This is a genomic window from Thiovibrio sp. JS02 (assembly GCF_053485635.1).
Genome location: NZ_CM130715.1, coordinates 2425108 through 2451655 on the forward strand (window position 1 = coordinate 2425108; position 26548 = coordinate 2451655).

The following is a 26548-nucleotide window of genomic DNA, read 5'->3' on the forward strand; positions in this document are numbered from 1 at the left end:
GGACCGGCGGGTCAGGATTGTTTTACGATGCCATCGCTGTTTGGCGCGATGACCCCGAAGCGAAGCAACTCGGCGAGAACCTCGGCCAGGGGCAAGCCCACCACGTTGGTATAGGAGCCTTCAATTTCTTCCACCAGGAAGGCGCCTTTCCCCTGGATGCCGTACGCGCCCGCCTTATCAAGGGGCTCCCCGGTCCGGACGTACGCCGAACAGAGGACGGGGTCAAGGGCCATGAACCGGACCCTGGTGCGCACCTCAACGGCCACCTGCCGGCCGCTCCCCCCCTGCCTGAGACAGAAGCCGGTCCAGACCTCATGCCAGCGGCCGGAAAGGCGCAGGAGCATCTCCAGGGCCTCATCCGCATCCCTGGGTTTGCCGAGAATCTGATCATCCGCCACCACCACGGTATCGGCGGCCAGGACCCAGGGGGTTGGATGCCGCTCGGCAACCGCCGCGGCTTTCTCCCCGGCCAGCCGCGCCACAAAGGCGCAGGCCTTTTCTCCGGCCCGCGGGCTTTCGTCGATATCCGCCTTCTGCACGATAAAGGCAAGGCCCAGACCGGCGAGAAAATCCCGGCGCCTGGGCGAACCGGAGGCAAGCACCAGGGGAGCCGTGGCGTGGAAAAGGCCGCTCATCTCACAGCCGCCAGGGTAAAAATGGAGCACGCGGAATGCGGGAGCTCGCGTTCTTGAAAATTTTCCCCGGCAAATTCTGCATTCTCGGTTCTGTGTTCTTCTCCGCCGGCTCAGGCCCTGATGGAATAACCGCCGTCCACGACGATGGTCTGCCCCTGGATCATGGTGGCAAGATCGCTGCAGAGAAACAGCGCCACGTCCGCGACATCCTCCGGGGTGGTGAGCCGGCCCAGCGGCGTCCTGGCGAGGGCCCCTCCCAGGATCTGCTCCCGGTTGGGAAATTTTTTCAGGGCCTCGGTATCCACTGCGCCGGCGCTGATCGTATTGACATTGATCCCGCGGGGACCGAGCTCCACGGCAAGATGGCGCACCAGCGACTCCAGGGCCGCCTTGGAAGCGCCCACCGCCGTATAATTTTCCACGGCCCGCACCGCACCCATGCTGGAAACCGCCATGATCCGGGCGCCCCTGCTCATCAGAGGCACCGCCTGCTGGGTCAGGGAAAGCAGAGCCCGGGCATTGATATCCATGGCCCAGTTCCAGTGGCGGCTGCTCAGCTCCAGAGCAGGTTTCAGAACGCCGGAGGCCGCGTTGCTGATCAGATAATCAAGGCGACCGAATTCGACGTTGATCAGCTCGAACATGGCGGCCAGGTCTTCGTCGTTGGCCACATTGGCCTTGACCACCAGGCAACGCACTCCCTTTTCTTCGATGAGCCGGGCGGTGGCTTCCGCATCCTGGCGATGGCGCACATAGTTGACCACCAGATCGACGCCGTTTTCCGCGAGCCGCACCGCGATGGCCTTGCCGATTCCCCGGGAACTGCCGGTTACCAGGGCAACTTTTCCCTGCAGATTGTACATGGACGAATACCTCTCTCGTGTCCTTTATGATAAAAGGTGTATCACAGTTAAGTGCCTGCCACGATAAAATTTTCACAACAGAATGTAAAGAGGACTTTCAGCCTTTGCCTGGCTGGCTCATTCCCCGTCCCGCCAGCCGGCCCGCACCCTTTTCAGCGCCCCGGTCAAAAGACGCCAGGGATGAAAACTGACGGGCTTCAACTTTTTGGGCGCCTGAAACCCCGTGACCGCCAGCTCCTCCGGCCGGCGGAGGGGAAAGGCGAGTTCGGCGAGCGTACAGCCGGCAAGTCGCCGCCTCGCACATTCACGCCAGAGGGGGCTTGCCGCCGCCGGCAGACCGAGTACCGCGATCAGGGCGGTGTCCAGGGCAACCGGATTGACGCCTGCCGCGAGAAGCCCCAGGGGATAAGGCTGACCGTTCACCGGCCCGTCCACATGCATGGCGACAATGCCGTCGGCCAGCGACAGCCCTGCGGGCAGAACGCCAAGCAGATCCACGAGCAGGGCCTCGAAGCGGTTATCGATATCGCCATGCCTGGCATGCAGCCAAGGCTTGCGAAAGCCGACCACCGAACCGAAATAGTTTTTCACCGCCAGGGACAGATAGAGCTGACCGTGCGCCTTGACCTTGGGCAGGTTGACCAAAAGATCGCATTCCAACACGGCCGGGGCCACTCCCACCACGAGGCCGGAGGCGAGACGGACCGGGCGTGGCTCCTCGAAGTTGATCAGGGCAACGGGCAATCCTTTCAGCGCCTCGGTAATGCCACAGACCCGCATCACCCCCTTTGCCGTGCCGAAGGCGGGCGAATCGCCGATGGAAACCCGGGCCCCCTGTTCAAGAAACCATTCGGCGGCCGCGGCAATGAACTCGGGGTGGGTGCAGGCGAGATTCCTGTTGCGCACCGCGGAAACCAGATTGGGTTTGAGCAGCACCCTGCTGCCGGCAGGGCAGGAAAAATCAAGGCCCGCGGCAAGCTGTTCGATCTCATTCCTGATCAGTTTCCGATCATATTGGCGGCAGGCCGCGAGACTCACCCGTCTCTCCCTCAGTTCCATCACCTTCTCCACAAGACAAAGAGGAATCGCACAGGAACAGAGGCTCCGGCGCCCTGGCTTTCCGCTCTCCCGCAACCTCTGATTTTTCGGGCGGAAAACTCCGGAACCCCTTCTCGCGTCGCATATTTTTTTGACGCTCCCGCCATCCATGTCAAAATTATGACGAAGGAATGAGGAGATGCCTTGTCCGGCGCAAGCAGGCCTTCCGCCCGCGATTCCTCAGAAATCCATTGAATTAACGACAATTTACAGCTAAATTAAAACAAGAATTTTCTCTTCGGCACGATGCTTGCTTTATAGTCAAGGCGAAGTAGAAGCGCCTCATTTTTTTTTGGCGTTCCCTTTGCAAAAGGAGAAACGATTCCATGGCTGATGAAAAAGATGCCCAAGCAGCGGAGCAGGGGCCCAAGAAAAAATCAAAACTGTTTTTCTTCATCGCTCTCGGCGTGGCCATCATGATCTTGGGCGGCGGCGGCTTTTTCGCCTACACCAAATTTCTCGCGCCCAAACCCGCCGTTGAAGAGGCCGGCAAGGATGACCCCAGCAAGCCTCCGCCGCCGGTGATCGGTGAGATTCTGGCGCTCGAACCCTTTGTCGTCAATCTGGCGGACCCGAAAGGCAAACGCTACCTCAAGGTGAAAATCGAGATCGAGCTTGAGGATCCCCTTGCCCTGGACAAAGCCACCAAGGTGACGCCGAAGCTGCGCGACATGGTGATCGTGATGCTCACCAGTCTGGGCTTTGAGGAGGTCATGACCCCGGAAGGAAAGATCCGGGTCCGGGACGAGCTGCTCGAACGCTTCAATCAGATCATGCGGCCGGACCGCGTCAAGAATATTTACTTCACGGAATTTGTCGTGCAGTAGGCGCAGGCCTCTGCATCTTTTGCCAATAACGCCATCACGGGCAGCCAGACACCATGGAACAGATTCTCAGCCAGGACGAGGTTGACGCCCTACTCAAGGGAATTTCAGGCGGCGAGATCGAGGAGCCCGAAGAGCCCATTGATGCGGAGGCTCTGGGCTATCAGCCCTATGACTTCACCCGGCAGGAAAGGATTGTCCAGATCAAGATGCCGGCCATGGAGGCGATCTCCGACGCCTTCATGCGCTCGGTGCGCACCTCGCTCTCCACCACCCTGCGCCGCATCATCGATCTGACCTCCGCGCCCATGGAACTGGAGCGTTTCGGCGCCTTTGTCCGCACCCTGCCGGTACCGAGCAGCCTGCAGATCTTTCGGATGGCGCCCTTTCGCGGCCACGCCCTCATCGTGCTCGAACCGAAACTGGTCTTCACCCTGGTGGAAAACTTTCTCGGCGGCACCGGGGCGAGAAACATCCGCATCGAGGGCCGCGATTTCACCGCCATCGAGCAGCGCCTCATCCGCCGGGTGGTAAATCTGCTGCTCAATGACCTGGAAAAGGCCTGGTACAACCTGCAACCCCTCAAGGTGCAGTACATCAGGAGCGAAATCAACCCGCAGTTCGCGAAAATCTGTCAGCCGGAAGACGTGGTGATCATCACCCGCTACGATGTGGACATGGACCGGGCCGTGGGCAGCATCACCGTCTGCATCCCCATGAACAACCTGGAGTCGGTCAAGGGCAAGCTGCTCACCACCTTCCAGCGGGAACAGAGCGATGAAGACATCATCATCAAGCGGATCCTCACCGAGAACATAAAAAACGTGCCGGTGCAGGTCCGGGTGGAACTCGGCAAGGCTTCCGTCACCGCCGGGGATGTCATGGAGCTTGAGGCCGGCGACATCATCCAGCTCGAACGCCGCACCGACGCCCTGCTCCCCGTCTTTGTCCAGGGAGAGCGGAAATACATGGGTACCCCGGGCGTACATCGCGGCAATAATGCCTTGCTCATCAAAAAGAAAGTGCTGGACCCGGAAAGAGACTGAAAAACAAAGAACCAGGCCGCTGCCGACACCAGCGCCCATCACGGAACGATCTGAAATCACGAGGAGAAACCCATGGCTGACGACAAAGCCCATAGCGATGCAGCCGGAGACGATTGGGCAGCCGCCCTGTCCGAACAGGATGCCGCCGGAACCCAGACCCCTGCCTTTGCCGAACTGGGAGACGGGGCCGCCACCGCGCCTGCCGGCACCCAGAACCTGGACTTCCTCCTGGACATTCCCCTGGAGGTGACGGTGGAGCTGGGCAGGACCAGCATGATCATCAACAAGATGCTCCAGCTGACCCAGGGTTCGGTGGTGGAACTGGACAAGGCCGCCGGCGAACCGGTGGAAATCTTTGTCAACAACAAGCTGCTCGGCAAGGGCGAGGTTATCGTGGTCAACGAGCGCTTCGGGGTGCGGATCACGGAAATAATCAGCCAGGCGGACCGCATCAAAAACATGGGCTGAACAATGGGGCGACGTCGGACTCTCCGCCCTTTCCCGCGCAAAACCGGGATAAACCCGCGGTCGCCGGCCCTGCCCCGGAATTTTCGGCAGCCGCCGGAAGGATGCGCTCCCGGAAAGGCAAAAAAAGCATGGAACCGCGATGACAAATCAGCATCTGACAAAACAAACCGCGTTGGCGGGTTCCCAACGGACGTTGCTGGCCGCCCTGGCGGCCGCCTTGCTCCGGGACCTTGCCGACCCGCTCCTTCTTCTGGCGGAACAGACCGCGGCCGGCGCCTCCTCGCCTCTTCTCCTTGCCGGCAATGCCGAGACGCTTTCTCTGACCGCGACCATCTTTAAAACCATCGGCGCGCTGATCCTCGTCATCGGCCTGATGCTGCTCCTGCTGGCCTGGATTAAAAAAATGGGGCTGGCGCAGAATTCCCCGCAGCAGGGCCGCCTCATCAAGCTGCTTGACATGCAGATCCTGGCCCCCAGGAAACAGGTGGCGGTGCTGGAAGTTGCCGGCCAATTTCTGGTTGTCGGCATAAGCGACCGGCAGATCAATCTCCTGGCCAGGCTCCCGGACAACGAAATCCTGCGCGCCGCCGTCAAAGGCGGCTTAAAGCCGGCCGGGCTGCCGCCCTCCTTTGCCGCGCTCCTCCGAAAAGCCAGGGGGGCGAGCGGAAGCAAAGAAAACCAGGAGAACTCCTCCGATGCGCGCTAAAACCACTGCCCTGGCAGGAGACCTGCCGGCGAAATTCACCCTCCTGGCCCTGCTTGCCGCCGGCGTCCTCCTGCTTCCTGAGAAATGCGGAGCCGTGACCCTTCCCACCCTGCAGATCGGCCTGGCCGAGGCGAAGACCCCGCAGCAGGTTTCCGTGCTCATCGAGATTCTCCTTCTCTTCACGGTCCTCTCCATGGCGCCGGCCATCCTGCTGATGATGACCTCCTTCACCAGGCTGGTCATCGCCTTTTCCTTCCTGCGCAGCGCCCTTGGCACCCAGCAGATGCCGCCGACCCAGGTTCTGATCGGCCTGGCCCTCTTTCTTACCGTCTTCATCATGTCCCCGGTTTTCAACCAGATCAACGAGAGCGCCATCAAGCCATACATGGCCGAACAGATCAACGCCGAGCAGGCGCTGGGCGAGGCGGCGAAACCGGTACGTGCCTTCATGTTCAAGCAGACCAGGGAAAAAGATCTTGAACTCTTTCTTTCCCTGGCCAAGGCGCCCAAGCCGAAAAACAAGGATGAGGTCGCGACCAGCATCCTCATCCCCTCCTTCATGATCAGCGAACTCAAAACCGCCTTCACCATCGGCTTTGTGCTCTTTCTACCCTTCCTGGTCATCGACATGGTGGTGGCCAGCATCCTGCTCTCCATGGGCATGATGATGCTGCCTCCGGTCATGGTCTCCCTGCCCTTCAAGCTCCTGCTCTTCGTCCTGGTGGACGGCTGGTACCTGATCGTGGGCTCCCTAGTGAAAAGTTTTGGAGTGTGATCATGACCGCCGCGGAAGCCATCACCCTTTCCCAGAACGCCGTCACCCTCACCATCCTGCTTTCCGGCCCCCTGCTGCTGGTGGCCATGGCCGTCGGCCTGCTCATCTCCCTTTTTCAGGCGGTGACCCAGATCCAGGAAATGACCCTGACCTTTGTGCCGAAAATCGTCGCCGTCATGCTCGCGACCCTCTTTCTCTCCTCATGGATGGTCAGCAAGCTGGTGGACTACACCCATGATCTGATCGTCAGCATCCCGAATATCATCCATTAGCGAAGAGATCGGACCCCATGGTAGAAACCGCGCTGCTCAACTGGACCCTCAACCAAACCCTGCGCCTGGCCATCATCCTGACCAGGGTGGCGCCGCTGCTTTTTTTCATGCCGGTGATCGGCTACCGCAGCCTGCCCGCCCAGATCAAAATCCTGCTTTCCCTGCTGACCGCCCTGATTCTGGTGCCGGTGGTCGAGGTTGACCCACGCCTGCTCGACGGCTCGCCGCTGGGCTTTGTGGTTCTGGTGATCAGCGAAGTGGTCTTCGGCGCCATTCTGGCCCTCTTTGCCCGTTTTGTTTTCGCCGCGGTGGAAACCGCCGGCCAGATGGTGGGCATCCAGATGGGCATGGGCGTGGCCGGCGTCATGGACCCCCAGTTCGGCACCCAGATCTCGCCGGTGGGCATGCTCTGGAACCTCACCGCCATCCTGATCTTTCTCGCCATCGACGGCCACCACATGTTCTTTTCCACCCTGGCGGAAAGCTTCGCCTGGAACAAACCCGGCAGCCTGCATCTGCCCCAGGCCACCTTCACCGCCATCATCCAGGGCGCCACCCACATGTTCGTCCTGGCCATCAAGATCATGGCTCCCGCCAGCGCCGCCCTGTTTTTCTCCCATGTGGCCATGGGCATCATCGCCAAGACCGTGCCCCAGATCCCGATCCTCATTGTCGGCCTGCCGATGAACATTGCCATCGGCCTTATTTTTGCCGGCCTGTCGCTGGGGTACTTTCTGCCGCTGATGATCACGAATTTCGAGATGATGGCGCGGCTGCTGCCCAAGCTGGGCATGGGGATGGGAGGCTGAACGATGGCTGACGAGTCTTCCGGACAGGAGAAAACAGAGGCGCCCACCTCGCGGCGGATTCAGGAGGCGCGGAAAAAGGGGGACGTGGCGAAAAGCATGGAGGTGCCCTCGGCGGCCGTGCTGCTCGCCGGCCTGCTCACCCTTTACGCCTCAAGCGGGTTCATCATGGAACACCTGTACATGCTGCTCAGGCACTATCTCGGCAACCTGCACAGTATCGAGGTCAGCCCGGGCAACATGACGACGATCACCAGGGAAAGCATGCTGCACACCGGCCTGATCCTGGCGCCGGTCATGCTGGCCATCTTCGTGGTGGCGCTGGTCGCCAACTATGCCCAGGTGGGAGTGCTCTTCACCACGGAAAAAATCGCGCCCAAGTTCGACAAGATCGACCCGATCCAGGGCCTTGCCCGGCTTTTTTCCAAGCAGACCCTGGCAAACGTGGTCAAATCCATCGCCAAACTGCTGATCATCGGCTACGTGGCCTATACGGAGATTATGAAAGCCATGCCCGGCATCCTGCCCCTCATGGATCAGGAACCGCTGCCAATCCTGGTCTTCATGAGCAGGGTCGCCTTCTGGATCTTTTTGAAATCCGCGCTGATCATCGCCATCCTCGCCGCGGCTGACTATGCCTTCCAGCGCTGGCAGTTCATGGAAAAGATGAAAATGACCAAACAGGAGATCAAGGACGAGGCCAAGCAGACCGAAGGCGACCCGCATGTGAAGGGAAGAATCCGCTCCATCCAGATGCAGATGGCCAGGCAGCGCATGATGGCGGAGGTGCCCAAGGCGGACGTGGTCATCACCAACCCGACCCGCCTGGCCGTTGCCCTGCGCTACGATGCCCTGAACATGGCGGCTCCCACCGTGCTGGCCAAGGGCGCCGGCGTCATCGCCCAAAAGATCAGGGAGGTCGCCGCCGAACACGGCATCCCCCTGGTGGAGGATAAACCGCTGGCCCAGGCCCTATACAAGAGCGTGGGCTTAAACGAGACCATTCCGGAGAATCTCTTCCAGGCCGTGGCGGAAGTGCTTGCTTACGTATACAATCTCAGGAAAAAAGGCGCCTGACCTCCTGGGGAAAGGCAATGAACAGTCAATGACGCAGAATGGAGAAAGCAGAATGAAAACCAGCGCCGCGGCGAAGGGAAACCGGGGTTTTTCCCAATCCTTCATTCCTCATTTTTCATTCATGATTTACAGTCTGTAATCCCATGGCCGACAAACCGGAAACCCTCTCAGCATTCAAGGCGGTAAAACTCGAGATGTCGAGTCTCTTCGTGGCGGTGGGCGTCGTGGCCATTCTCATGGTCATGATCATCCCCCTGCCCACCATCCTGCTCGACCTTCTCCTCTCCTTGAATATCACGGTTGGCCTCATCATCCTCCTGATGAGCATGTACAATACCAACCCCCTGGATTTTTCCGCCTTTCCGTCGCTGCTTTTGATCACCACCCTGTTCAGGCTTTCGCTGAACATCGCCTCCACCCGCCTCATCCTCCTGCACGGCCACGAGGGCGTCGGGGCGGTGGGCCAGGTCATCCAGGCCTTCGGCAGCTTCGTGGTGGGCGGCAACTTCACCGTCGGCCTGATCATCTTCCTGATCATGGTCCTGATCAACTTCATCGTCATCACCAAGGGTTCGGGCCGTATCGCCGAGGTGGCGGCCCGCTTCACCCTGGACGCCATGCCCGGCAAACAGATGGCCATCGACGCCGACCTCAACGCGGGCCTGATCAACGAAGCCGAAGCCAAACGGCGCCGAAGCGAGATCAGCCGCCAGTCGGAATTCTACGGGGCCATGGACGGCGCCAGCAAATTCGTGCGCGGCGAGGCGGTGGCCAGCCTGGTGATCATGGTCATCAACATCCTGGGCGGCCTCTTCATCGGCGCGGTCCTGGAGAACATGCGGGTCGGCCAGGCCGCGACGACCTACACCCTGCTCACCATCGGCGACGGCCTGGTCTCGCAGATTCCGGCCCTGGTCATCTCCACCTCCGCCGGCATCATCGTCAGCCGCGCCGCCTCGGACGTCAGCATGGGCAAGGAATTCATGCAGCAGTTCGGGATGCAGCCCCAGGCCCTGGCGGTTTCTTCCGGAATCATCTTCCTCTTCGGCCTGATCCCCGGGCTGCCGCACCTCCCCTTCATCATCCTGGGCATCGCCATGGGCGCCATCTCCCTCCTGGCCTTCCGGAAGGGGGCGGAGGCAACCGAGGCGAAGAATGTCGAAGAGGAGAAGAAAAAAAAGGAGGCCGCCGCCCCGCCGCCCGGCTCGCCGGAAACCGTGGAAAGCCTGCTTCCCCTCGACATCCTGCAACTGGAGGTGGGCTACGGCCTGATTCCCCTGGTGGACGAATCCCAGGAAGGCGATCTGCTCGAACGGATCCGCGCCATCCGCCGCCAGTTCGCCATGGACATGGGCATGATCATCCCGCCCCTGCATGTGCGGGACAACCTGCAGCTCAAACCCGATGAATACGTCCTGCTCTTGAAAGGCGTGGAGGTCACCCGCGGCGAGATCATGATGGGCCACCTCCTGGCCATGGATTCCGGCATGGCCAAACGCAAGATCGAAGGCATTCCCACCATGGAGCCCGCCTTCCAGCTGCCGGCCCTCTGGATCGGCCAGGAGAAAAAAGATGAGGCCCAGGTGGCCGGCTACACCGTGGTCGACCCCTCCACCGTCATCGCCACCCATCTCACCGAGGTGCTCCGCACCCACGCCGACGAACTCCTCGGCCGGCAGGACGCCCAGAAGCTCCTGGACAACCTGGCCAAGACCCACCCCAAGGTGGTGGAGGAACTGGTGCCGCATCTGCTCACCCTGGGCGCGGTGCAGAAGGTGCTGCAGAACCTTTTGCGGGAACGGGTTTCCATCCGCGACCTGCTCACCATCTGCGAGACCCTCGCCGACTTTTCCCCCATGGGCAAGGATCCGGATATCCTCACCGAATATGTACGCCAGAAGCTGGCCCGTTCCATTGTCGGCGCCTACACCGATGAGCAGGGCACCCTCTCCGTGATCACCCTTTCCACCCAGGTGGAAGACATGGTCCGGGAGTCGATCCAGAAAAGCGAGCAGGGCGCCTTCCTGAACCTGGAGCCGAACCTGGCCCAGCGCATTCTCGCCTCCACCAAGGATCTGGTGGAAAAGGTCTCCGGCGAGGGCTACCAGCCCATCATTGTCTGCGCGCCGATTGTCCGGCGCCATTTCCGGCGGCTGATGGAGCGCTTCATGCCCCACGTCATGGTGCTTTCCCATAATGAGTTGACGACCCAGACCAAATTGCAGTCCCTGGGCACAGTGGAAATCAACCCGCGCAGATAGGGAATCTAATCAGGAGTTGCGATGCGAATCAAACGTTTCGAGGCCGCGGACACTTACAGCGCCATGGCCATGGTCAAGGAAGAGTTGGGGGAAAACGCGGTGATTCTCTCCACCCGGACCCTCAAGGAGCACGGCGGCGCCAAACGGGGCCGGCCCCGGGTTGAAGTGGTGGCGGCCATGGAGTATGACCAGGAGCCCCTGATCGTGCCTCCGCCGGAGGAGGAACCCAAGGCGGAGGAGGCCTGTAGCCCGCGGGCGGCGAACAGCGGCTACGGCTACCACACCCTGCGCGCCCCCCAGCAGAAAAGCGAAAAAAAAGAGGACCAGTTTGCCCGCAGCCTTTCCGCCAAGATTGCCAGTCAGGCTGGCACGGAGGACAAGATCCACTTCGAGGCCAACGACCTGCGCGCCCGGTTTGCCAGCTTTCTGCGCCGGCAGTACTGCGCCAGGACCGAGATCGATGGCCGCGCGCACGAACCCGCCATCGGCGACACCGGCAAAAAAGGGGCCCGGCCCGATCCGAAACAGGTTGCCCAGTGGCGCGACAAGATCATCGACCAGCTGCGCATCATCCCCCTGCGGGTGGAAAAGCAGGGCGGCCCGAACGTGGTCGCCCTGGTCGGCCCCACCGGAGTGGGCAAAACGACCACGGCCGCGAAAATCGCCGCCTGGTACAGCATCCACGAAGGGCTGCGGGTTGCCCTCCTTTCCATGGACTGCTACAGGATCGGCGCCACGGACCAGTTGCGCACCTATGCCAAGATCATGCGCCTGCCCTGCGAGATCGCCCTGCGCAAAAGGGATTTGGAATCCGCCCTTCTCCGCCATCAGGACAAGGATCTCATCATCATCGATACGGCCGGGAAAAGCCCCTATGATCCGGGCCACATCAAGGAACTTGCCGAATGGTTCGCCGCCATTCCCGGCCTGGCCGCCTATCTGGTCTTAAGCGCCACCTACAAAAAGGAAGACCTGCAACATATTCTCAAGACCTACGATCCCCTGCGGGTGAATGGCCTGGCCCTGACCAAGCTGGATGAAACAAGGGCCTACGCCGCGCTCTGTCAGCAGCTGGCCAGCTCTCCGCTGCCCATCTCCTGCCTCTGCACCGGGCAAAGGGTTCCGGAGGATTTTCTCCTTGCCAGCAAAGAGTTTCTCCAGACCCTCTTCGGACAGGGCTGGCAGGCCGCGACCACGGAACTCGCGGCCGAATCCTTGGGCAGATGGACACAGTAAACAACAGGACGCGAACCATGAACCAGGCGGAAACATTGGAACGAATCATGACCCATTCGGAAAGTCAGAAGAGAAAAGCAACCAGGCGGCCCGGCAGCGCCCCCAAATCGCCGCCCAGGGTTATCTGCGTCACCAGCGGCAAAGGCGGGGTCGGCAAGACCAACATCGTCACCAACCTGGGTTTCGCCATGGCCCGGGGGGGAAAAAAGGTACTGGTTCTTGACGCCGATCTCAACCTGGCCAATGTGGATATCCTCCTGGGCCTTACCCCGCGCTACAACCTGCACCATGTCTTCATGGGCGAAAAAAGCCTGCAGGAAGTGCTGGTGCAGGGACCGGCCGGCCTGCTCATCCTGCCCGCCAGTTCGGGAATCATGGAACTTGCCGATCTCACCGAACACCAGCGTCTCTATTTCCTCTCCGAGATGGACGCCCTGGCCCAGGAGATCGACATCATGCTCATCGATACCGCGGCCGGCATCAACAACAATGTCATCTACTTCAACCTGGCCGCCCAGGAACGCATCATCATCCTCACCCCGGAGCCGACCTCGCTCACCGATGCCTACGCCCTGGTCAAAGTACTCTCCAGCCGGCACGACGTGAAAAAATTCCGCATTCTCGTCAACCTTGCCCGTTCCGAAAAAGAGGCCCTGGCGGTGTTCAGGAAACTGAGCATCGTGGCCGATCGTTTCCTGGGCTCCCTCTCCCTGGATTATCTCGGCCACATCCCCTACGACAGCAAACTTCCCCTGGCCGTCCGGGAACAGCGCCTGGTGTCGGATCTCTATCCAGACACGCCGGCAAGCAGGATGTTCGGCAAGCTGGCAAAACAGATTTCGCAGGAAGAACCTGAGGTTAAAGCCGATGGGAATATAAAATTTTTCTGGCAGGGACTGATTGATCTGTAATATACTTTTTACACATGACAGCGGAACCCACTTTGCACATGAACGCACCAGCCATGAACAAACAACAGTCGCCAAAATTCAAGGACTACACGAATACGTTTTTCAGCCAGTCGGAGCCGCTCAACGCTGAAAAACGTAACGAGCTGATCCTTACCTACACCCCGCTGATCAAATACATTGCGGCACGTCTGGCGGCCCGTCTGCCTTCCCAGGTTTCGGTGGACGATCTCATCAGTTGCGGCATCATCGGCCTCATTGACGCCATCAACAAGTTCGATCTTTCCAAAAACGTCCAGTTCAAGACCTATGCGGAGTTCAGGATCAAAGGGGCCATGCTCGACGAACTGCGCGCCCTGGACTGGGTGCCCCGCTCGGTGCGCAGAAAAATCACCGACCTGGAAAAGGTGTACGCTGATATCGAAAAGAAGCAGGGCCGCCCCGCCACCGACGATGAGGCGGCCAAGTCCCTTGGCCTGGGAATGGAGGACTTCTATCGACTCCTGGACGAGACCAAGGCCGTCACCTTCATGGACATCGAATTTCTCCGCCAGAAATCAGCCGAGGCCAACGAGCCGACCCTGGCGGAATACTTTGCCATGGATGACCGGGATCCCTATACCGCCATCAACATATCGCAAATCCGGCAGCTCATTGCCACCGCGATCAATGAGTTGCCGGAAAAAGAAAAGCTGACCGTCTCCCTCTACTATCAGGATGAGCTGACCATGAAGGAGATCGGCGAGGTTCTCGGCTATACGGAGTCGCGCATCTCCCAGATGCACAGCAAGGCCATGCTCCGCCTGCGGACAAAGTTGAAAAAAGCCCTGGCCAGCTGAAGATCGGGGCGCGATTTCCCAAAGCCGCTCCGCCGCAACCCGAGGGCACCGGAAACCCCATCCGGTAACTATCTTTTTTTATTTGCAAATCCTAATGTTGCAGGTACAATAAAGTACATTTTTTTCCAACGAAACAGGCAGCCCCCATGCTCGGGGTTATGCTTTGGCAAGGCTGTTCAGGGAGGTAACATGGCTGCAGATCCTGGTATGAAAATTCTCGTGGTTGACGACTTCGCCACCATGCGCCGCATAGTGAAAAACATCCTCACCCAGCTTGGGTTTAAAAACATCATCGAGGCCGATGACGGCACCACCGCCCTTGACGTGCTCAAATCAGAAAAAATCGGCCTGATTATTTCCGACTGGAACATGCCGAAGATGACCGGACTTGACCTGCTCAAGGCGGTGCGCGCCGATGCGAGCATGGCCAACACCCCCTTTATCATGGTTACGGCGGAAGCGCAGCAGGACAACATCATCCTGGCGGTTAAGGCCAAGGTAAGCCAGTACATTGTCAAGCCATTTACCGCGGAAACCCTGGCAGAGAAACTGACCAAGATTTTCGGCTGATCCGAACCATGGCTGTAGAGCGCCCCCAATCCGAAGACCCGTTTGCCAGCCCCCCTAAAGACGCGGCCGACCATGAGGAAGCAAACTGGGGCGAGGATTGGGAATCCGCCTTCCAGGCGGAAGACGATGTCTTCTTCGCCGAGGGCGGAGAAGAGGAAGAAGGATTCTTCCAGGACGACAAAGCCCAAACCTCCGGCACCAGGAAGCCACAGACCGACCTTGCCGCTTCCCTGGCGGAAAGCCTGGCCGGCATCCCCGACCAGCAACGGCCGGCCAGGGATGCCGCTGCCCCCCCCTCCGCCCTCAAAGCCAGCGCATCCTCCCTTTTCGCAGGGCTTGCCGCCCTGATAAGCAGTCAGTGGCAACGCCTGCAAGCCCTGCCCTTACCGTTACGGATTCCAGCTTATCTTCTCCCGGCGGTCCTCCTCGGCGTTCTCCTCTTTATGAGCAGCGGAGGGCCGGACCTGGCAACAGCCCCGCAACCGGCCGATTCACAGCCGCAAAGCGGTGCAGGCGCGCTCACTCAACCTGATGGTGCTCCGGGTTCTGCCGGCGACGCCCCACATCAACCGGCTCTTGCTGAAAAAGTTCGCAAGAAATGGCCCTTCCCCTCCTTCCTGATCTCCGTTCCCCCGCAGGACGGCGAACAACCCACCACCTTCGTCATGGTGGACATAACCCTGGTCGCCGCTCTCGATGCCCAGGAAGAGCCGCCCGCCGACAAGAAGACATTTGTCCGCGACATCATCTACCAATTCTACCTCAACCACCCGGTTGAGGATCTGCGCAGATTCTCCCTGGCCCGGGGCGAAATGAACAGAAAACTCAGAGCCTGGCTTGAAAAACAATGGCCAGGGGCACCCATCGAATCCATTATCTTCGATCGTTACGTTGTCAGCTGACCCTGCGTCAACAATATCGCACAAAGGTATCCCCCTCCCTTTCGATCACTCCCACCCTTTCCTTTTTTCCGCAAAACACAACCCAAAAAAACAACAAAAAAGTAATACACAGATAATAATCTTACCCTTTTGTAATAAAAAACCATGCCCCATTCCCCTGGAAAATAGCAAAACACCTTTATTGTCAACAAGTTAAAACAAAACAACCCTTTTGGCATAAAGTTTGCTTTCAACAAGCACGGCCACGCTGTCCCATTGCGCAATACAACCGGAAATTTGTTTCATCTTTCAAACAACCTGAGGGGAATAAAGGATTCGAACATGAATACTGGTGATACAGCCTTTGTGCTGACGGCTACCGCATTGGTTATGCTGATGACTCCCGGCCTGGCTCTTTTTTACGGCGGCATGGTCCGCGCCAAAAACGTTCTGAGCACCTTGCTGCAGAGCTTCATCTGCCTCGGCATCGTTTCCATTATCTGGGTATGTTACGGCTACTCGCTGGCCTTTGGTCCTGATGTGAACGGCCTGATCGGCAACCTCGACTTTGCCGGCCTCGCCGGCGTGGGCTTGGAACCAGGCCCCTATTCCGCGACCATTCCCCATCTGCTTTTCTGCGCTTTCCAGCTGATGTTCGCGGTCATCACTCCGGCGCTGATCACCGGCACCTTTGCCGAACGGGTCAGATTCCCCGCCTTTCTGCTCTTCACCGTCCTCTGGAGCACCCTGGTCTATCTGCCCGTCTGCCATTGGGTTTGGGGCGGGGGCTGGATGAGCGGCCACGGCGGTCTCGATTTTGCCGGCGGCACCGTAATCCATATAAACTCGGGGGCGGCCGCCCTGGTCGCGGCTTTGGTATTTGGAAAACGTAAAGGCTGGGGCAAGGAATCCTTCCACCCCCACAACCTGACCATGACCGTTCTTGGCGCAGGCATCCTCTGGTTCGGCTGGTTCGGCTTCAACGCCGGCAGCGCCCTGGCCGCAAACGGGATCGCCGCCAACGCCTTTTTCACCACCCAGGTCGCCACCGGCGCGGCTCTTCTCTCCTGGCTTGCCGCGGAATGGCTGGTGCAGGGCAAACCCACCACCCTGGGCGCGGCCTCCGGCGCCATCGCCGGCCTGGTCGCCATCACCCCCGGCGCCGGTTTTGTCGGCGCCAACTCGGCGATCGTTATCGGATTGGTCGCCGGCGTACTCTGCTATCTCGCCGTTCTTGCCAAGAGCAAAATCGGCTATGACGACGCTTTGGACGTGGTCGGCGTACACGGTGTCGGCGGCCTCTGGGGCGCCTTGGCCACCGGACTTTTTGCCTCCACCGCGGTCAACCCCGGCGGCAAGGACGGACTCTTCTTCGGAAACCCTCAGCTTTTCGGCATTCAGGCCATGGACGCCTTTACGACCATCGTCTACTCAGTGGTGGCAACCTTTATCATCCTCAAAGTGGTTGACGCCCTGGTCGGTCTCCGGGTAAGCACCGAGGAAGAGGTCCAGGGACTCGACCTCACCCAGCACAGTGAGATCGGCTACTCCCTGTAGATAACGCCAGACAATAAACGATGCCATCGTGGGGTTGAACGGTTGCGTCAATTGACGAAAAGGAGCGTTTTATGAAGAAGATCGAGGCCATTATCAAGCCCTTCAAGCTGGACGACGTGAAAGAGGCTTTAAACGCCATCGGCATCAAGGGCATGACCATCTCGGAAGTCAAAGGGTATGGCCGCCAAAAGGGCCATAAGGAAATTTACCGCGGGGCCGAGTACATTGTGGACTTCATCCCCAAGGTCAAACTGGAAATCATCGTGGAAACCTCCCAGGTCGAAGAGGTGGTGACCAGGATCCGCGAGGCGGCCAACACCGGCAAGATCGGCGACGGCAAAATCTTCATCCTGCCGGTTGAGGATGTCATCCGCGTACGCACCGGCGAACGGGGTACCGAGGCGATTTAAATGGATGTCGAGCTGCGGGCGAAACGTGACGCCCTGGAATATCTCTGGCGGCAAGGGTTGAGTGGCCAGGCCCTCCTCCATAAGCACTCGCAGCTCATCGATGACTACCTGGGCGACTGTTTTGCCAACTGCCCCGAAGCGCAAAGCGGCATGGCCCTCATCGCCCTGGGCGGCTACGGAAGAAGGGAGCTTTTCCCCTATTCGGACATCGATCTCCTTCTCCTCCATGAGCCACGGGTTGAGGATCGGCTCACCGCCGTTACCGAGGCTCTTTTTTATCCCCTCTGGGATGCGGGGCTTGAGGTCGGACATGGAGTCAGAACTCCGGAAGCCTGCCTGGCGGATGCCAGGCAGGACTTCTTTTTTCAGGTGGCCATGCTGGACGCCCGGCCCCTGGCCGGGGAAGAAAAACTCTTTACCGAACTGAGACAGACCTTCCGGCAGGAGATCATCGAAGGACACCGACGGAATTTTTTGCAGAGCATGATGCATCACCGCAATGAACGCCATCAGCGCTACGGCATGCACAGTTACCAGCTGGAACCGCACATCAAGGAAAGCCGCGGCGGCTTCAGGGATATCCATGCCATGTTCTGGGTGGCGCAGGCCCTCTTCGGCATGCAGACCCTGGAGGACATCGCCGAAGCAGGACTTTTGTCCCGCCGCGAAAAAGAGGCATTTGAAGAGGCGGCAAACCATTTGATCAAAATCCGCAACCGCCTCCACTATCTGAGCGGCAGAAAAAACGACCAGCTCTTTTTTGAACACCAGGAAGAGATGACCAAGGCCTTCCGCTACCATGACGCCAATGGCATCCTCGGCGTGGAGCGATTCATGCAGGATGTCTACCGGCACCTGCAGACCATTGCCACCACCACCGATCTCTTTTTCGAGCATGTCGATGAAACCCTGGGCTCTCCCCGGGCACCCCTGGCCGAGCAGGCCATCGAACCGGGCATCGCCGTGCGCCATGAACGATTGCACCTCACCGCCCAGGAGCTCATCAACAAACGCCCCTATCTTTTGATGCGCCTTTTCGCCCATGCAGGGAAAACCGGCCTGGAAATCCACCACCGCAGCAGGAAAATGGTCACCGCCAGCCTGCACCTCATCGATGACAAGCTGCGCCATTCCAAAAGAATGGCCAAGGCCTTTCTCGACATCCTGGAAAACGCGCAGGACGTGCGGAATGTTCTTTCCGTCATGCTGGAAACCGGCCTGCTCACCGCCTATCTCCCCGAGTTTAAAAGGGTTCACTCCCTGGCCCAGCATGACATTTACCATATCTACACCGTGGACCGGCATCTGCTTGAAACCGTGGCGGAACTAAAAAAACTGAGCCTTGCCGAGACACCATTCGTCGGCATCGAATCACCCCATGTCCTCACCCTGGCCGCCCTTTTGCATGACATCGGCAAAGGCCACCAGGAAGACCATTCGCTGCGGGGCGGCGAGCTGGTGAGCGGAATAGCCAAACGTCTCGGTCTGCCTGCGGCGGAAGCCGCCTGTCTCAGATTTCTCGTGGAAAAGCATCTCTTTCTCACCGTGACCGCCCTGCGCCGCGACCTGGAAGACGACGCCTTCATTCTGCAATGCGCCGAACAGATCGACAGCCAGGAACGCCTGGCCATGCTCTATCAGCTTGCCATTGCCGACGCCAAGGCCACCGGACCCACCGCCTGGAACGAGTGGAAAGCTGCCCTGGTCATGGAGCTGGCACTCAAGATTTCCCACCTGCTCGACCGGAAGGATCTGGAAATTCCCGACAAACGGCAGGGCGCCGAATGGATGCTCGCCCGAATCCGGAAACTGCTCGGGGAAACGAAGCCCGTTGATTTTTCCATCCTGCCGGAAGAGTATCTGCTCAGCTTTCAGGCGGAAGAAGTCGCCCACCACCTCAAACTCCGCGGCGAACTCAGAAACAGAAAAAAAGCCATCATGGAGCATTCCGACGATGGCTTATCCTGGTCCGTGCTGATCATGGCCCACGACAGCACCGGCTTGCTCGCCAAGATCTGCGGCACCCTGGCCCTGCACGGCCTCAATGTGGTGCGGGCGCAGATATTCACCTGGGAAGACGGAACTGCGGTTGACGTCCTCAATGTGCGGCCGGCCGTGGAACAGGAATACGGGCGGCAAAACTGGCAGGCCCTGGCGGAGGACCTGAATCTGGCCCTGAAAAACCGCCTCGGCCTTACCCACCGTCTGGTCGACAAGTTCCGCGCCACCTACCGGCCCGGCAACGGCAAGACGGTTCACGCCGCCCCCCGCGTCGTCCTGGACAATGAGGCATCCGCTCTCTATACCATCATCGAGGTGTACGCCCATGATCGCCCGGGCCTGCTCTACGATATCACCCGTACGCTGGCGGATTTCGAGATCAATATCCACCGGGCGAAAATCGGCACCAACGGCGATCAGGTGGTGGATGTCTTTTACACCCAGGACGGCTTTTCGACAAAAATCAACAACTCCGCCTTTCAGGAGGAAATATCCAGGGCGCTCCTGTATATTGCCGGCAGCGAACCGGCCACGGGAACGCGGCTTGCCTGGTAACGGAACCGTCCGACGGCAGGAAGACCCGGCATTTTTCGGGCCGGGGAGGCAGCAAGGGACCAACGCCGGCCCGCGTGGCAGGCAAACATATTCCCATTCTCTTTTTTTTGCGACAGGGCATGGGGAATTTTCATCTACCCTTCAGAATCAAAGTATTTAAGGAGGAAAACAGAATGTGTGATAACTGCAACTGCTCTTGCGGCAATGACTATGACCAGGCACTTATCCCGGTGCCCGAGCTCTTTGGCGCCAATGTCTTCAATGACAAGGTCATGAAGGAGCGCCTGCCCAAGGAAACCTACAAGGCTCTGCGCAAAACCATCGATACCGGCTCCAACCTTGCCCCCGAGGTTGCCTCGGTGGTGGCCAACGCCATGAAGGACTGGGCCATCGAAAAGGGGGCCAGCCATTATACCCACTGGTTCCAGCCGCTCACCGGCGCCACCGCCGAGAAGCATGACTCCTTCATCTCCCCCACCGCCGACGGCGGCGTGATCATGGAGTTTTCCGGCAAGCAGCTGATCCAGGGCGAACCCGACGCCTCCTCCTTCCCCAGCGGCGGCCTGCGCGTTACCTTCGAGGCCCGCGGCTACACCGCCTGGGACTGCACCTCCCCCGCCTTCCTGAAGGAGGATGCCGCCGGCGACGTGACTCTCTGCATCCCCACCGCTTTCTGCTCTTACAAGGGCGAGGCCCTGGACAAGAAAACCCCGCTGCTCCGCTCGATGAACGCTGTCTCCAAACAGGCGCTCCGTGTGCTGAAAGCCATGGGCAACACCACCTCGACCTCCGTGATCTCCACGGTGGGCGCCGAACAGGAGTACTTCCTGGTGGAAAAGGAATACTACCTGCAGCGCCTCGACCTGATGACCTGCGGCCGCAGCCTCTTCGGCGCCCCGGCCCCCAAGGGCCAGGAACTGGAAGACCAGTACTTCGGCGCCATCAAGGACCGGGTCTCCGCCTACATGAAGGATCTGGACATCGAGCTGTGGAAGATGGGCATCACCTCCAAGACCAAGCACAACGAGGTCGCTCCGGCCCAGTTTGAAATGGCGCCGGTCTTCACCACCACCAACATGGCCACCGACCACAATCAGCTGGTCATGGAAACCATGCAGAAGGTGGCCCTGCGCCACGGCATGGTCTGCCTGCTGCACGAAAAGCCCTATGCCGGCGTAAACGGAAGCGGCAAGCATAACAACTGGTCGCTCTCCACCGATGACGGCATCAACCTGCTCGATCCGGGCCAAACCCCCGAGGACAACGCCCAGTTCCTGGTTTTCCTTTCCGCCCTGATCAAGGCGGTGGACACCCATGCCGACATCATGCGCGCCACCTGCGGCAGCTCCGGCAACGATCATCGCCTGGGCGCCAACGAGGCCCCGCCGGCGATCATCTCCATTTTCCTGGGCCAGGAACTCTCCGACGTGCTGGAAAAACTGGCCAAGGGCGAAAAGATCTGCAAGAAGGGCGCCTGCCAGACCCTGAAGATCGGGGTGGACTCCCTGCCCGAACTGCCCAAGGACAACACCGACCGCAATCGGACTTCGCCCTTTGCCTTCACCGGCAACAAGTTCGAATTCCGCATGGTCGGCTCCTCCCAGTCCATCGCCGGTCCCAACGTGGCCCTGAACACCATCGCCGCCGAAGCCCTGGATGAGATCGCCGCCCGCCTGGAAAAGGCCAAGGACGTGAACAAGGAGATCCTGGCGATCCTCACCGAAGCCATGAAAAAGCATGGCCGCATCATTTTCAACGGCAACAACTACTCGGCCGAATGGGCACAGGAAGCGGAGAAACGCGGCCTGCCCAACACCCGCAACACCGTGGACGCCCTCAAGGCTTTTGTAACCCCCAAGGCGATCAAACTGTTCGGCAAATACAATGTCCTTTCCAAGGAAGAGCTGCACTCCCGCTACGACATCTATGTTGAGCAGTACGCGAAGCACATCAACATCGAAGCGCGGACCGCCATCCAGATGACCAAGCGTCAGTTCATCCCGGCGGTCATCCGCTATGTCGCCGAACTGGGCGCCTCCGCGGCGGCGGCTGGCAAATACGGCTCCGTGCAGAAGAACCTGCTGGCGGATGTCGGCAAGCTGCTCGAGTCCGCCGCCAGGAAGCTGGCCAAGCTTGAAGAGGAAACCAGGAAGGCCCAGGCCATCGACAAGGTTGACAAGCAAGGCGCTGCCTACCGCGACAAGGTCTTCACCGCCATGACCGACCTGCGCGCCGACATCGATGCCCTTGAAGCCATCCTGCCCAGCGATCTCTGGCCGGTGCCGACTTACAGCGAGTTGCTCTTCGAGCTGTAAGCCTGCATTCAAACCGCACGCAAAGGGGGCCTTGCGGCCCCCTTTTTCTTGCCCGCGCGAAGAAAACGAAGATCAGGAGTCCCTCCCTCGGCCGGCCTTGCCGACAGATCTTGGCCATATCCATTTTCCCCTGCATCTGCTAGTCTGGTGATACGAAAAAAACCGCCCAGATTCCGGCAGGTCGCCTTGCTCCTGCCGGTGAGCCCCCCACCGCCGCGAGAGGAGAAAATGGACTCCAGCCACGCAAAGACCAGCAGAATTCACCGGGTTGCCCTTATCACCCTTACGTTTGTCGCGCTCTTCCACTGGCTGTCCCCTGCCCGCTGTTACGCCCTCAGACCGGAAGAGATTCTTCTCGTTGCCAACGGCAATGTGCGGGAAGGCGTAGAGCTTGCCCGGTATTATCAGCAACGCCGGCAGATCCCTGAAAAAAATTTTCTGCTTCTGAAAACCACCGGCAAAGAAAACATCAGCCGCGGAGAATATGAACGGCAGATCGCCGCTCCGCTCCGGGAGTTTCTCGACAGCCATCCGGACAGCCCCATCACCTGTCTGGCCTTGTTCTATGGGCTTCCCCTGAGAATTTTGCCGCCACCGATCCCGGAAGAGAACGAGAAAAAGATCAAAAAACTCAAAGCGGAAAAGACCGCTCTGGAAAAAATCGGGCCAGAGGCGAAGGACAAGAGGGCGCAAGGCGTTCTCAAAACGCTCAGGAAAGAGATCGCCCGCTTAAGCGGCGCCGACCAGGAGGCGGCCCTGGACTCGGAGCTGGCTCTCGTCCGGCTGGGCAACTACCCATTGCCCGGCTGGCAGATGAACCCCCTCTTCCTTGGGCAGGGCAAGGAGGCGGCCCTGCCCAAGGAACGGCTGCTCCTTACCGGCAGGATTGACGGCCCGGACGAAAAAGTGGCGAAAAGGATTGTTGACGACAGCATCCGCGCCGAAGAAACAGGGCTGCGCGGCACCGCCTATTTCGACGCCCAGTGGAAGCACCCGAAGAACAAGGAGAAATTGAGCGGCTACGCTTTTTATGACAAGTCCCTGCACGAGACGGCCAGGCTGCTTTCCGAAAAAGGCTTTCCGGTGGAGCTCGACAGCAAGCCGGAACTCTTTGCCGCCGGCTGGCGGCTGCCGGCCGCTCTCTACTGCGGCTGGTACAGCCTGGCCAAGTACGTAGACGCCTTTGCCTGGCAACCGGGCTCGGTGGGCTACCACATCGCCAGCGGGGAATGCCGCACCCTCAAGGATAGGGAGAGCACGGCCTGGTGCAAGATGATGCTGGAAAAAGGGATTGCCGCCACCCTGGGTCCGGTGAGCGAGCCCTATGTGCAGGCCTTTCCGATTCCGGAGCTCTTTTTCTCCCTCCTCATCCGCGGCGATCTCACCCTGGCCGAGTGCTTTTCCCTGAGCTCCCCCTATCTCTCCTGGAAAATGGTGCTCATCGGCGACCCTCTTTACCGCCCCTTCAAGAATACCGGCCATCCCGGTCCGTGAAGGGGTGGCGGGCCACGGACCTCATCCGACCAGGAGGATGAGCAGCATGCCGGCAAACATCAAGAGCGCGCCGCAGATCCGGCCGGGCAGAGGCTCCTCCCTGAGCAGCAGCCAGCCGGCAAGAACGGTGAAGAGTATGCTGCTGCGTTTCACGGCGATCATATAGACCGCGGTGGCAATGCTGATGGCCAGCGCATGGCAGATGACATGCATGCCCAGAAAACCGCCCAGCCACAAGCCCTTCTCCCACTCGCCCATCAGGAGACGGCGGCTGACCCTGCCGCGAATACCCAGCCAGGCGAGCAGCCCCAGGCCAAAGAGAAGAAAAAAAAGATTGGCGAAGAAAAGGGGGGATGAGTGGAGGATGGCCTGCTTGCCGATCACCGCGCCAAAGGAATAGAGAAAGGCGACAGACAGCATGCACATGCAGCCCTTATCCCGGCCAAGGGCTCGTAGGGGCGCCCAGAAACCCTTGTCTTTCTCTTCGCTTTTCAAGAGGTAGCTGCCCCCGGCAATCAGGAAAACGCCACCCCCTCCCCAGAGACTGATCCGCTCGCCAAGAAAAACGAGCCCGGTGACGATCATGAAGAGCGGAGTAAAGGCGAGAAAAGGAATGACCAGCGAAAGGGGGCTTAGGGTGATGGCACGCAGGTAAAGGAAATAGGCCAGGACGTTTACCGGAAAAGAGATCAGGAAATTCCACCAGAACACCGCGTCGAGCTCCGGCCAATCAATCAGCGCCAGGCCCACGGCAAAAACAGGCAGGCCCCAGAACATTTCCAGGCCGGCCACCTCTTCCAGGCGCAACCTGGGGAAAAAAATCTTCACCGAGACATCACGGCCGGCCACGGCAAGGGCAGTCATCAAGGAGAGAACAAACCAAAGCAGCATGCGGTACTGGGCAGGTCGAGATTATACCCCTCATTCCGACCAGGGGAGGCCGGCGTCTCATTTCAGCACAATTACAGTGTGCCAGATTCCCCCCGCGGCAACCAATGAAAAATTTCGGCCGGGCAGAGCCGGGGCGGCGAACATCCCGGCGCCCCGGCTCTGCCCGGATTTCCCTCTATAATTTTGCCAGGCAGCGTGGTAGACTGAAGGCAGTATTCTCTCACAAGCCCTCCCTCCCTTGCGACAAGGCAGCAAAGAACCATCGTGGAGATTCCACCATGAAAAAAACCGCCACCATCCTCCTCGCCCTCCTGGGCCTTGTTCTCATAACCGTCTTGACCCTCTCCCTGCTGATCCGCTTTTATCTCACCGATGACCGGATCAAGGCCCTGGTCATTCCGCCGGTGGAAAATGCCCTGGCCAGAAAGGTCGTGATCGGCGCCATAAAGGTCAGCCTGCTCCACGGCATCACGGTGGAGGACTTTGCCGTCAAGGAGCTGGACGGCAAAGACGATTTTGCCAGAGCCAGGGCCTTTGTCCTTCGCTACGACCTGCTGCCGCTTCTCCAAAAAAAACTGGTGGTCAGCGAAATCGTTCTTCAGGAGCCAAGTATCCATATCCATCGCGACACAGCCGGCAAATTCAACTTTGAAACCCTCGCGTTCCTGCGGGAAAAAAACGAGGAGAAAAAAGCGGTCCCCGCCGCCGGGGCGACGGCCCTGCCCATCGCCCTGACCGTTGAGCAGATCCGGGTGGAAAGGGCCGCAATCGCGGTGAGCGACGATAAAAACGAACTGCCGCGGCTCCAGGTGAACGCCGACCTGAAACTCGCCGTGGATCTGCATGATCTCGCCGCCGTCACCTACAAGGGAGAACTCGGCTTTCAGGCCGATGCGGTGCATGGTTCCCTGCAGCCGCATCTTGTCGGCACCAGCAGCTTCGACGATAAGAATCTTGTTCTGCAGGGCGATCTCAGCCTGGACAAAGAGAAGATGCATCTCAGCGGGGAGATAAAAAACTATGCGGCCGCCCCGGCAATCCGTCTCGACTTGAGCAGCGAGGCGCTTGACCTCGACCATCTCCTCGCCTTGCTCGCCGGGCTTCCCAGGGCGGCTCAGGAAGCGGAAAAGAAATTGCCTCCGGCCGACGTCCCGCAGAAACCTGCCGGCCTGGGCGCGGAAGGAAAAATCACCGTGGGCAAGGCGCTCTACAACACGCTCAGCCTGGAAAATATCGCCCTTGCCTATGCCTTGCGCAACGGCATCTTCACCATCAGCCAGCTGAGGGCGGAGGCCGTTGGCGGGACGGTCGCCGCCAGGGAGCTGCGCCTTGACCTCAATACGCCCACCCTGATCTATCAGGGCGAGGTGAAAGCGGAGGGAATTGAGCTGAGCGCCCTGCGCAAGGCGCTCAAGCCCGAGGCGGAAGAGATGTTCGGCGGCGTCCTGGCCAGCGAAATACGCTTCCGCGGCGCCGGAACCGAATGGGAGGAGATCAAGCGGAAACTGGCGGCGGACGGCACCTACAGCATCAGCAAGGGCTGGTTCCGCAACAATGAGATCAGTCGCACCGTTGCCGCCCTGGTGGGCTTGCCGGAGTTGCAGGATCTGAGCTTTGAGCGGGCCGCCGGCAACATCAGGGTGCGGGACGGCAATATCGGCCTGGACTCCCGGGCAGATTCGCAGGATCTGAAAATCGCCACCCAGGGAACCATCGGCCTGGACGGCGCCCTGGCTCTGCCGGTCACCCTCACCCTTTCTCCCGTCTTAAGCGAAAAGCTCAGGCAACGGATTGCCATTGCCAAGTATCTGGCCAACGAGGAGGGAGAAACCGTGCTGCGCCTGAACCTGACCGGCACCGTGGAGAAACCGCGGCCGAGCCTCGATGAAAAGGCGCTTCTCTCCCGGACCGAAGAGGTCATCAAGAAAAAGCTCCTGGAGAAACTCGGCACCCCGCCGGCGGAACAGGAAGGGAGCGGCGGCGAGGCAAAACCGCGACAGGAGAGCCCCGGGGATCTCATCAAGGGGATTTTCGGATTGTAATGGGTTTTTCACCTCAGG

Annotated in this window: 24 protein-coding genes; 20 read left to right on the plus strand and 4 right to left on the minus strand. The window is 59.6% G+C overall.

The genetic code is table 11. The annotated features are described in order from the left end of the window. Window positions 1–11: 11 nt before the first annotated feature. The 3 genes from ACUUL3_RS11100 to ACUUL3_RS11110 all read right to left on the minus strand — a co-directional run bounded on the left by ACUUL3_RS11100 (window position 12) and on the right by ACUUL3_RS11110 (window position 2557). The gene (locus ACUUL3_RS11100; RefSeq protein WP_448551352.1) at window positions 12–635 is read right to left on the minus strand and encodes a Maf family protein; all 624 of its coding nucleotides are present in this window, start codon (window positions 633–635) and stop codon (window positions 12–14) included. 110 nt (window positions 636–745) lie between these two features. Beyond that, entirely contained in the window at window positions 746–1498 is a 753-nt protein-coding gene (fabL, locus tag ACUUL3_RS11105) for an enoyl-[acyl-carrier-protein] reductase FabL (protein ID WP_448551354.1), read from the minus strand. Between the two features lie 117 nt (window positions 1499–1615). Next, a complete protein-coding gene (locus ACUUL3_RS11110) occupies window positions 1616–2557 on the minus strand; it encodes a DUF362 domain-containing protein (RefSeq protein WP_448551355.1) in 942 nt (313 codons plus the stop codon). A 365-nt stretch (window positions 2558–2922) separates the two neighbouring features. Between ACUUL3_RS11110 and ACUUL3_RS11115 the strand changes: the two genes are divergently transcribed. The 19 genes from ACUUL3_RS11115 (at window position 2923) to ACUUL3_RS11205 (ending at window position 23597) form a co-directional block, all read left to right on the plus strand. Next, window positions 2923–3423, plus strand: a complete 501-nt coding sequence (locus ACUUL3_RS11115; RefSeq protein ID WP_448551357.1) for a flagellar basal body-associated FliL family protein — start codon at window positions 2923–2925, stop codon at window positions 3421–3423. Window positions 3424–3476: 53 nt separating this feature from the next. Next, the gene (gene fliM / locus ACUUL3_RS11120) at window positions 3477–4466 is read left to right on the plus strand and encodes a flagellar motor switch protein FliM (RefSeq protein ID WP_448551359.1); all 990 of its coding nucleotides are present in this window, start codon (window positions 3477–3479) and stop codon (window positions 4464–4466) included. Between the two features lie 72 nt (window positions 4467–4538). Then, window positions 4539–4934 (plus strand): flagellar motor switch protein FliN, encoded by a 396-nt coding sequence (gene fliN, locus ACUUL3_RS11125; protein ID WP_448551361.1) that lies wholly within the window; start codon window positions 4539–4541, stop codon window positions 4932–4934. Window positions 4935–5073: 139 nt separating this feature from the next. Beyond that, the gene (fliO, locus tag ACUUL3_RS11130; protein WP_448551363.1) at window positions 5074–5640 is read left to right on the plus strand and encodes a flagellar biosynthetic protein FliO; all 567 of its coding nucleotides are present in this window, start codon (window positions 5074–5076) and stop codon (window positions 5638–5640) included. Then, entirely contained in the window at window positions 5630–6415 is a 786-nt protein-coding gene (gene fliP, locus ACUUL3_RS11135) for a flagellar type III secretion system pore protein FliP (RefSeq protein ID WP_448551365.1), read from the plus strand. Before fliO ends, fliP begins: the two co-directional genes overlap by 11 nt. Window positions 6416–6417: 2 nt before the next feature. Continuing rightward, entirely contained in the window at window positions 6418–6687 is a 270-nt protein-coding gene (gene fliQ / locus ACUUL3_RS11140; RefSeq protein ID WP_448551367.1) for a flagellar biosynthesis protein FliQ, read from the plus strand. A gap of 17 nt (window positions 6688–6704) precedes the next feature. Further along, on the plus strand, window positions 6705–7496 hold the full coding sequence (gene fliR, locus ACUUL3_RS11145; RefSeq protein ID WP_448551369.1) for a flagellar biosynthetic protein FliR: 792 nt from the start codon (window positions 6705–6707) through the stop codon (window positions 7494–7496). A gap of 3 nt (window positions 7497–7499) precedes the next feature. Further along, a complete protein-coding gene (gene flhB, locus ACUUL3_RS11150; RefSeq protein WP_448551371.1) occupies window positions 7500–8570 on the plus strand; it encodes a flagellar biosynthesis protein FlhB in 1071 nt (356 codons plus the stop codon). A gap of 194 nt (window positions 8571–8764) precedes the next feature. Next, window positions 8765–10831, plus strand: a complete 2067-nt coding sequence (gene flhA / locus ACUUL3_RS11155; RefSeq protein ID WP_448551373.1) for a flagellar biosynthesis protein FlhA — start codon at window positions 8765–8767, stop codon at window positions 10829–10831. A 21-nt stretch (window positions 10832–10852) separates the two neighbouring features. After that, window positions 10853–12067: a flagellar biosynthesis protein FlhF gene (gene flhF / locus ACUUL3_RS11160; RefSeq protein WP_448551375.1), complete on the plus strand. Its 1215-nt coding sequence runs from the start codon at window positions 10853–10855 to the stop codon at window positions 12065–12067. A 17-nt stretch (window positions 12068–12084) separates the two neighbouring features. Beyond that, window positions 12085–12978 carry a MinD/ParA family protein gene (locus ACUUL3_RS11165; protein ID WP_448551377.1) on the plus strand — a complete coding sequence of 298 codons (894 nt, stop codon included), beginning with the start codon at window positions 12085–12087 and terminating at the stop codon, window positions 12976–12978. A gap of 53 nt (window positions 12979–13031) precedes the next feature. Next, window positions 13032–13814, plus strand: a complete 783-nt coding sequence (locus ACUUL3_RS11170; protein WP_448551379.1) for a FliA/WhiG family RNA polymerase sigma factor — start codon at window positions 13032–13034, stop codon at window positions 13812–13814. 189 nt (window positions 13815–14003) lie between these two features. Then, window positions 14004–14384 carry a response regulator gene (locus ACUUL3_RS11175; RefSeq protein WP_448551380.1) on the plus strand — a complete coding sequence of 127 codons (381 nt, stop codon included), beginning with the start codon at window positions 14004–14006 and terminating at the stop codon, window positions 14382–14384. A gap of 8 nt (window positions 14385–14392) precedes the next feature. Continuing rightward, entirely contained in the window at window positions 14393–15286 is an 894-nt protein-coding gene (locus ACUUL3_RS11180; RefSeq protein ID WP_448551382.1) for a flagellar basal body-associated FliL family protein, read from the plus strand. 321 nt (window positions 15287–15607) lie between these two features. Further along, a complete protein-coding gene (locus ACUUL3_RS11185; RefSeq protein WP_448551384.1) occupies window positions 15608–16822 on the plus strand; it encodes an ammonium transporter in 1215 nt (404 codons plus the stop codon). Window positions 16823–16893: 71 nt separating this feature from the next. Further along, on the plus strand, window positions 16894–17232 hold the full coding sequence (locus ACUUL3_RS11190; RefSeq protein ID WP_448551386.1) for a P-II family nitrogen regulator: 339 nt from the start codon (window positions 16894–16896) through the stop codon (window positions 17230–17232). Then, a complete protein-coding gene (gene glnD, locus ACUUL3_RS11195) occupies window positions 17233–19788 on the plus strand; it encodes a [protein-PII] uridylyltransferase (RefSeq protein WP_448551388.1) in 2556 nt (851 codons plus the stop codon). It begins immediately after the preceding gene. Between the two features lie 173 nt (window positions 19789–19961). After that, the gene (locus tag ACUUL3_RS11200; RefSeq protein ID WP_448551390.1) at window positions 19962–22103 is read left to right on the plus strand and encodes a glutamine synthetase III family protein; all 2142 of its coding nucleotides are present in this window, start codon (window positions 19962–19964) and stop codon (window positions 22101–22103) included. A gap of 228 nt (window positions 22104–22331) precedes the next feature. Beyond that, complete coding sequence (locus ACUUL3_RS11205) at window positions 22332–23597, plus strand: TIGR03790 family protein (protein ID WP_448551392.1); 1266 nt, start codon at window positions 22332–22334, stop codon at window positions 23595–23597. 21 nt (window positions 23598–23618) lie between these two features. On the opposite strand, the gene ACUUL3_RS11210 is transcribed toward ACUUL3_RS11205, so the two are convergent. Next, complete coding sequence (locus ACUUL3_RS11210) at window positions 23619–24488, minus strand: EamA family transporter (RefSeq protein ID WP_448551394.1); 870 nt, start codon at window positions 24486–24488, stop codon at window positions 23619–23621. Window positions 24489–24766: 278 nt separating this feature from the next. On the opposite strand from ACUUL3_RS11210, the gene ACUUL3_RS11215 reads away from it, so the two are divergent. Beyond that, the gene (locus ACUUL3_RS11215; protein ID WP_448551396.1) at window positions 24767–26530 is read left to right on the plus strand and encodes an AsmA family protein; all 1764 of its coding nucleotides are present in this window, start codon (window positions 24767–24769) and stop codon (window positions 26528–26530) included. Window positions 26531–26548 lie beyond the last annotated feature (18 nt).

Bases quoted from the DNA above. Each gene is read 5' to 3' on its own strand.
- ACUUL3_RS11100 (WP_448551352.1), bottom strand. From the start codon at position 635: ATGAGCGGCCTTTTCCACGCCACGGCTCCCCTGGTGCTTGCCTCCGGT.
- fabL (WP_448551354.1), bottom strand. From the start codon at position 1,498: ATGTACAATCTGCAGGGAAAAGTTGCCCTGGTAACCGGCAGTTCCCGG.
- ACUUL3_RS11110 (WP_448551355.1), bottom strand. From the start codon at position 2,557: ATGGAACTGAGGGAGAGACGGGTGAGTCTCGCGGCCTGCCGCCAATAT.
- ACUUL3_RS11115 (WP_448551357.1), top strand. From the start codon at position 2,923: ATGGCTGATGAAAAAGATGCCCAAGCAGCGGAGCAGGGGCCCAAGAAA.
- fliM (WP_448551359.1), top strand. From the start codon at position 3,477: ATGGAACAGATTCTCAGCCAGGACGAGGTTGACGCCCTACTCAAGGGA.
- fliN (WP_448551361.1), top strand. From the start codon at position 4,539: ATGGCTGACGACAAAGCCCATAGCGATGCAGCCGGAGACGATTGGGCA.
- fliO (WP_448551363.1), top strand. From the start codon at position 5,074: ATGACAAATCAGCATCTGACAAAACAAACCGCGTTGGCGGGTTCCCAA.
- fliP (WP_448551365.1), top strand. From the start codon at position 5,630: ATGCGCGCTAAAACCACTGCCCTGGCAGGAGACCTGCCGGCGAAATTC.
- fliQ (WP_448551367.1), top strand. From the start codon at position 6,418: ATGACCGCCGCGGAAGCCATCACCCTTTCCCAGAACGCCGTCACCCTC.
- fliR (WP_448551369.1), top strand. From the start codon at position 6,705: ATGGTAGAAACCGCGCTGCTCAACTGGACCCTCAACCAAACCCTGCGC.
- flhB (WP_448551371.1), top strand. From the start codon at position 7,500: ATGGCTGACGAGTCTTCCGGACAGGAGAAAACAGAGGCGCCCACCTCG.
- flhA (WP_448551373.1), top strand. From the start codon at position 8,765: ATGTCGAGTCTCTTCGTGGCGGTGGGCGTCGTGGCCATTCTCATGGTC.
- flhF (WP_448551375.1), top strand. From the start codon at position 10,853: ATGCGAATCAAACGTTTCGAGGCCGCGGACACTTACAGCGCCATGGCC.
- ACUUL3_RS11165 (WP_448551377.1), top strand. From the start codon at position 12,085: ATGAACCAGGCGGAAACATTGGAACGAATCATGACCCATTCGGAAAGT.
- ACUUL3_RS11170 (WP_448551379.1), top strand. From the start codon at position 13,032: ATGAACAAACAACAGTCGCCAAAATTCAAGGACTACACGAATACGTTT.
- ACUUL3_RS11175 (WP_448551380.1), top strand. From the start codon at position 14,004: ATGGCTGCAGATCCTGGTATGAAAATTCTCGTGGTTGACGACTTCGCC.
- ACUUL3_RS11180 (WP_448551382.1), top strand. From the start codon at position 14,393: ATGGCTGTAGAGCGCCCCCAATCCGAAGACCCGTTTGCCAGCCCCCCT.
- ACUUL3_RS11185 (WP_448551384.1), top strand. From the start codon at position 15,608: ATGAATACTGGTGATACAGCCTTTGTGCTGACGGCTACCGCATTGGTT.
- ACUUL3_RS11190 (WP_448551386.1), top strand. From the start codon at position 16,894: ATGAAGAAGATCGAGGCCATTATCAAGCCCTTCAAGCTGGACGACGTG.
- glnD (WP_448551388.1), top strand. From the start codon at position 17,233: ATGGATGTCGAGCTGCGGGCGAAACGTGACGCCCTGGAATATCTCTGG.
- ACUUL3_RS11200 (WP_448551390.1), top strand. From the start codon at position 19,962: ATGTGTGATAACTGCAACTGCTCTTGCGGCAATGACTATGACCAGGCA.
- ACUUL3_RS11205 (WP_448551392.1), top strand. From the start codon at position 22,332: ATGGACTCCAGCCACGCAAAGACCAGCAGAATTCACCGGGTTGCCCTT.
- ACUUL3_RS11210 (WP_448551394.1), bottom strand. From the start codon at position 24,488: ATGCTGCTTTGGTTTGTTCTCTCCTTGATGACTGCCCTTGCCGTGGCC.
- ACUUL3_RS11215 (WP_448551396.1), top strand. From the start codon at position 24,767: ATGAAAAAAACCGCCACCATCCTCCTCGCCCTCCTGGGCCTTGTTCTC.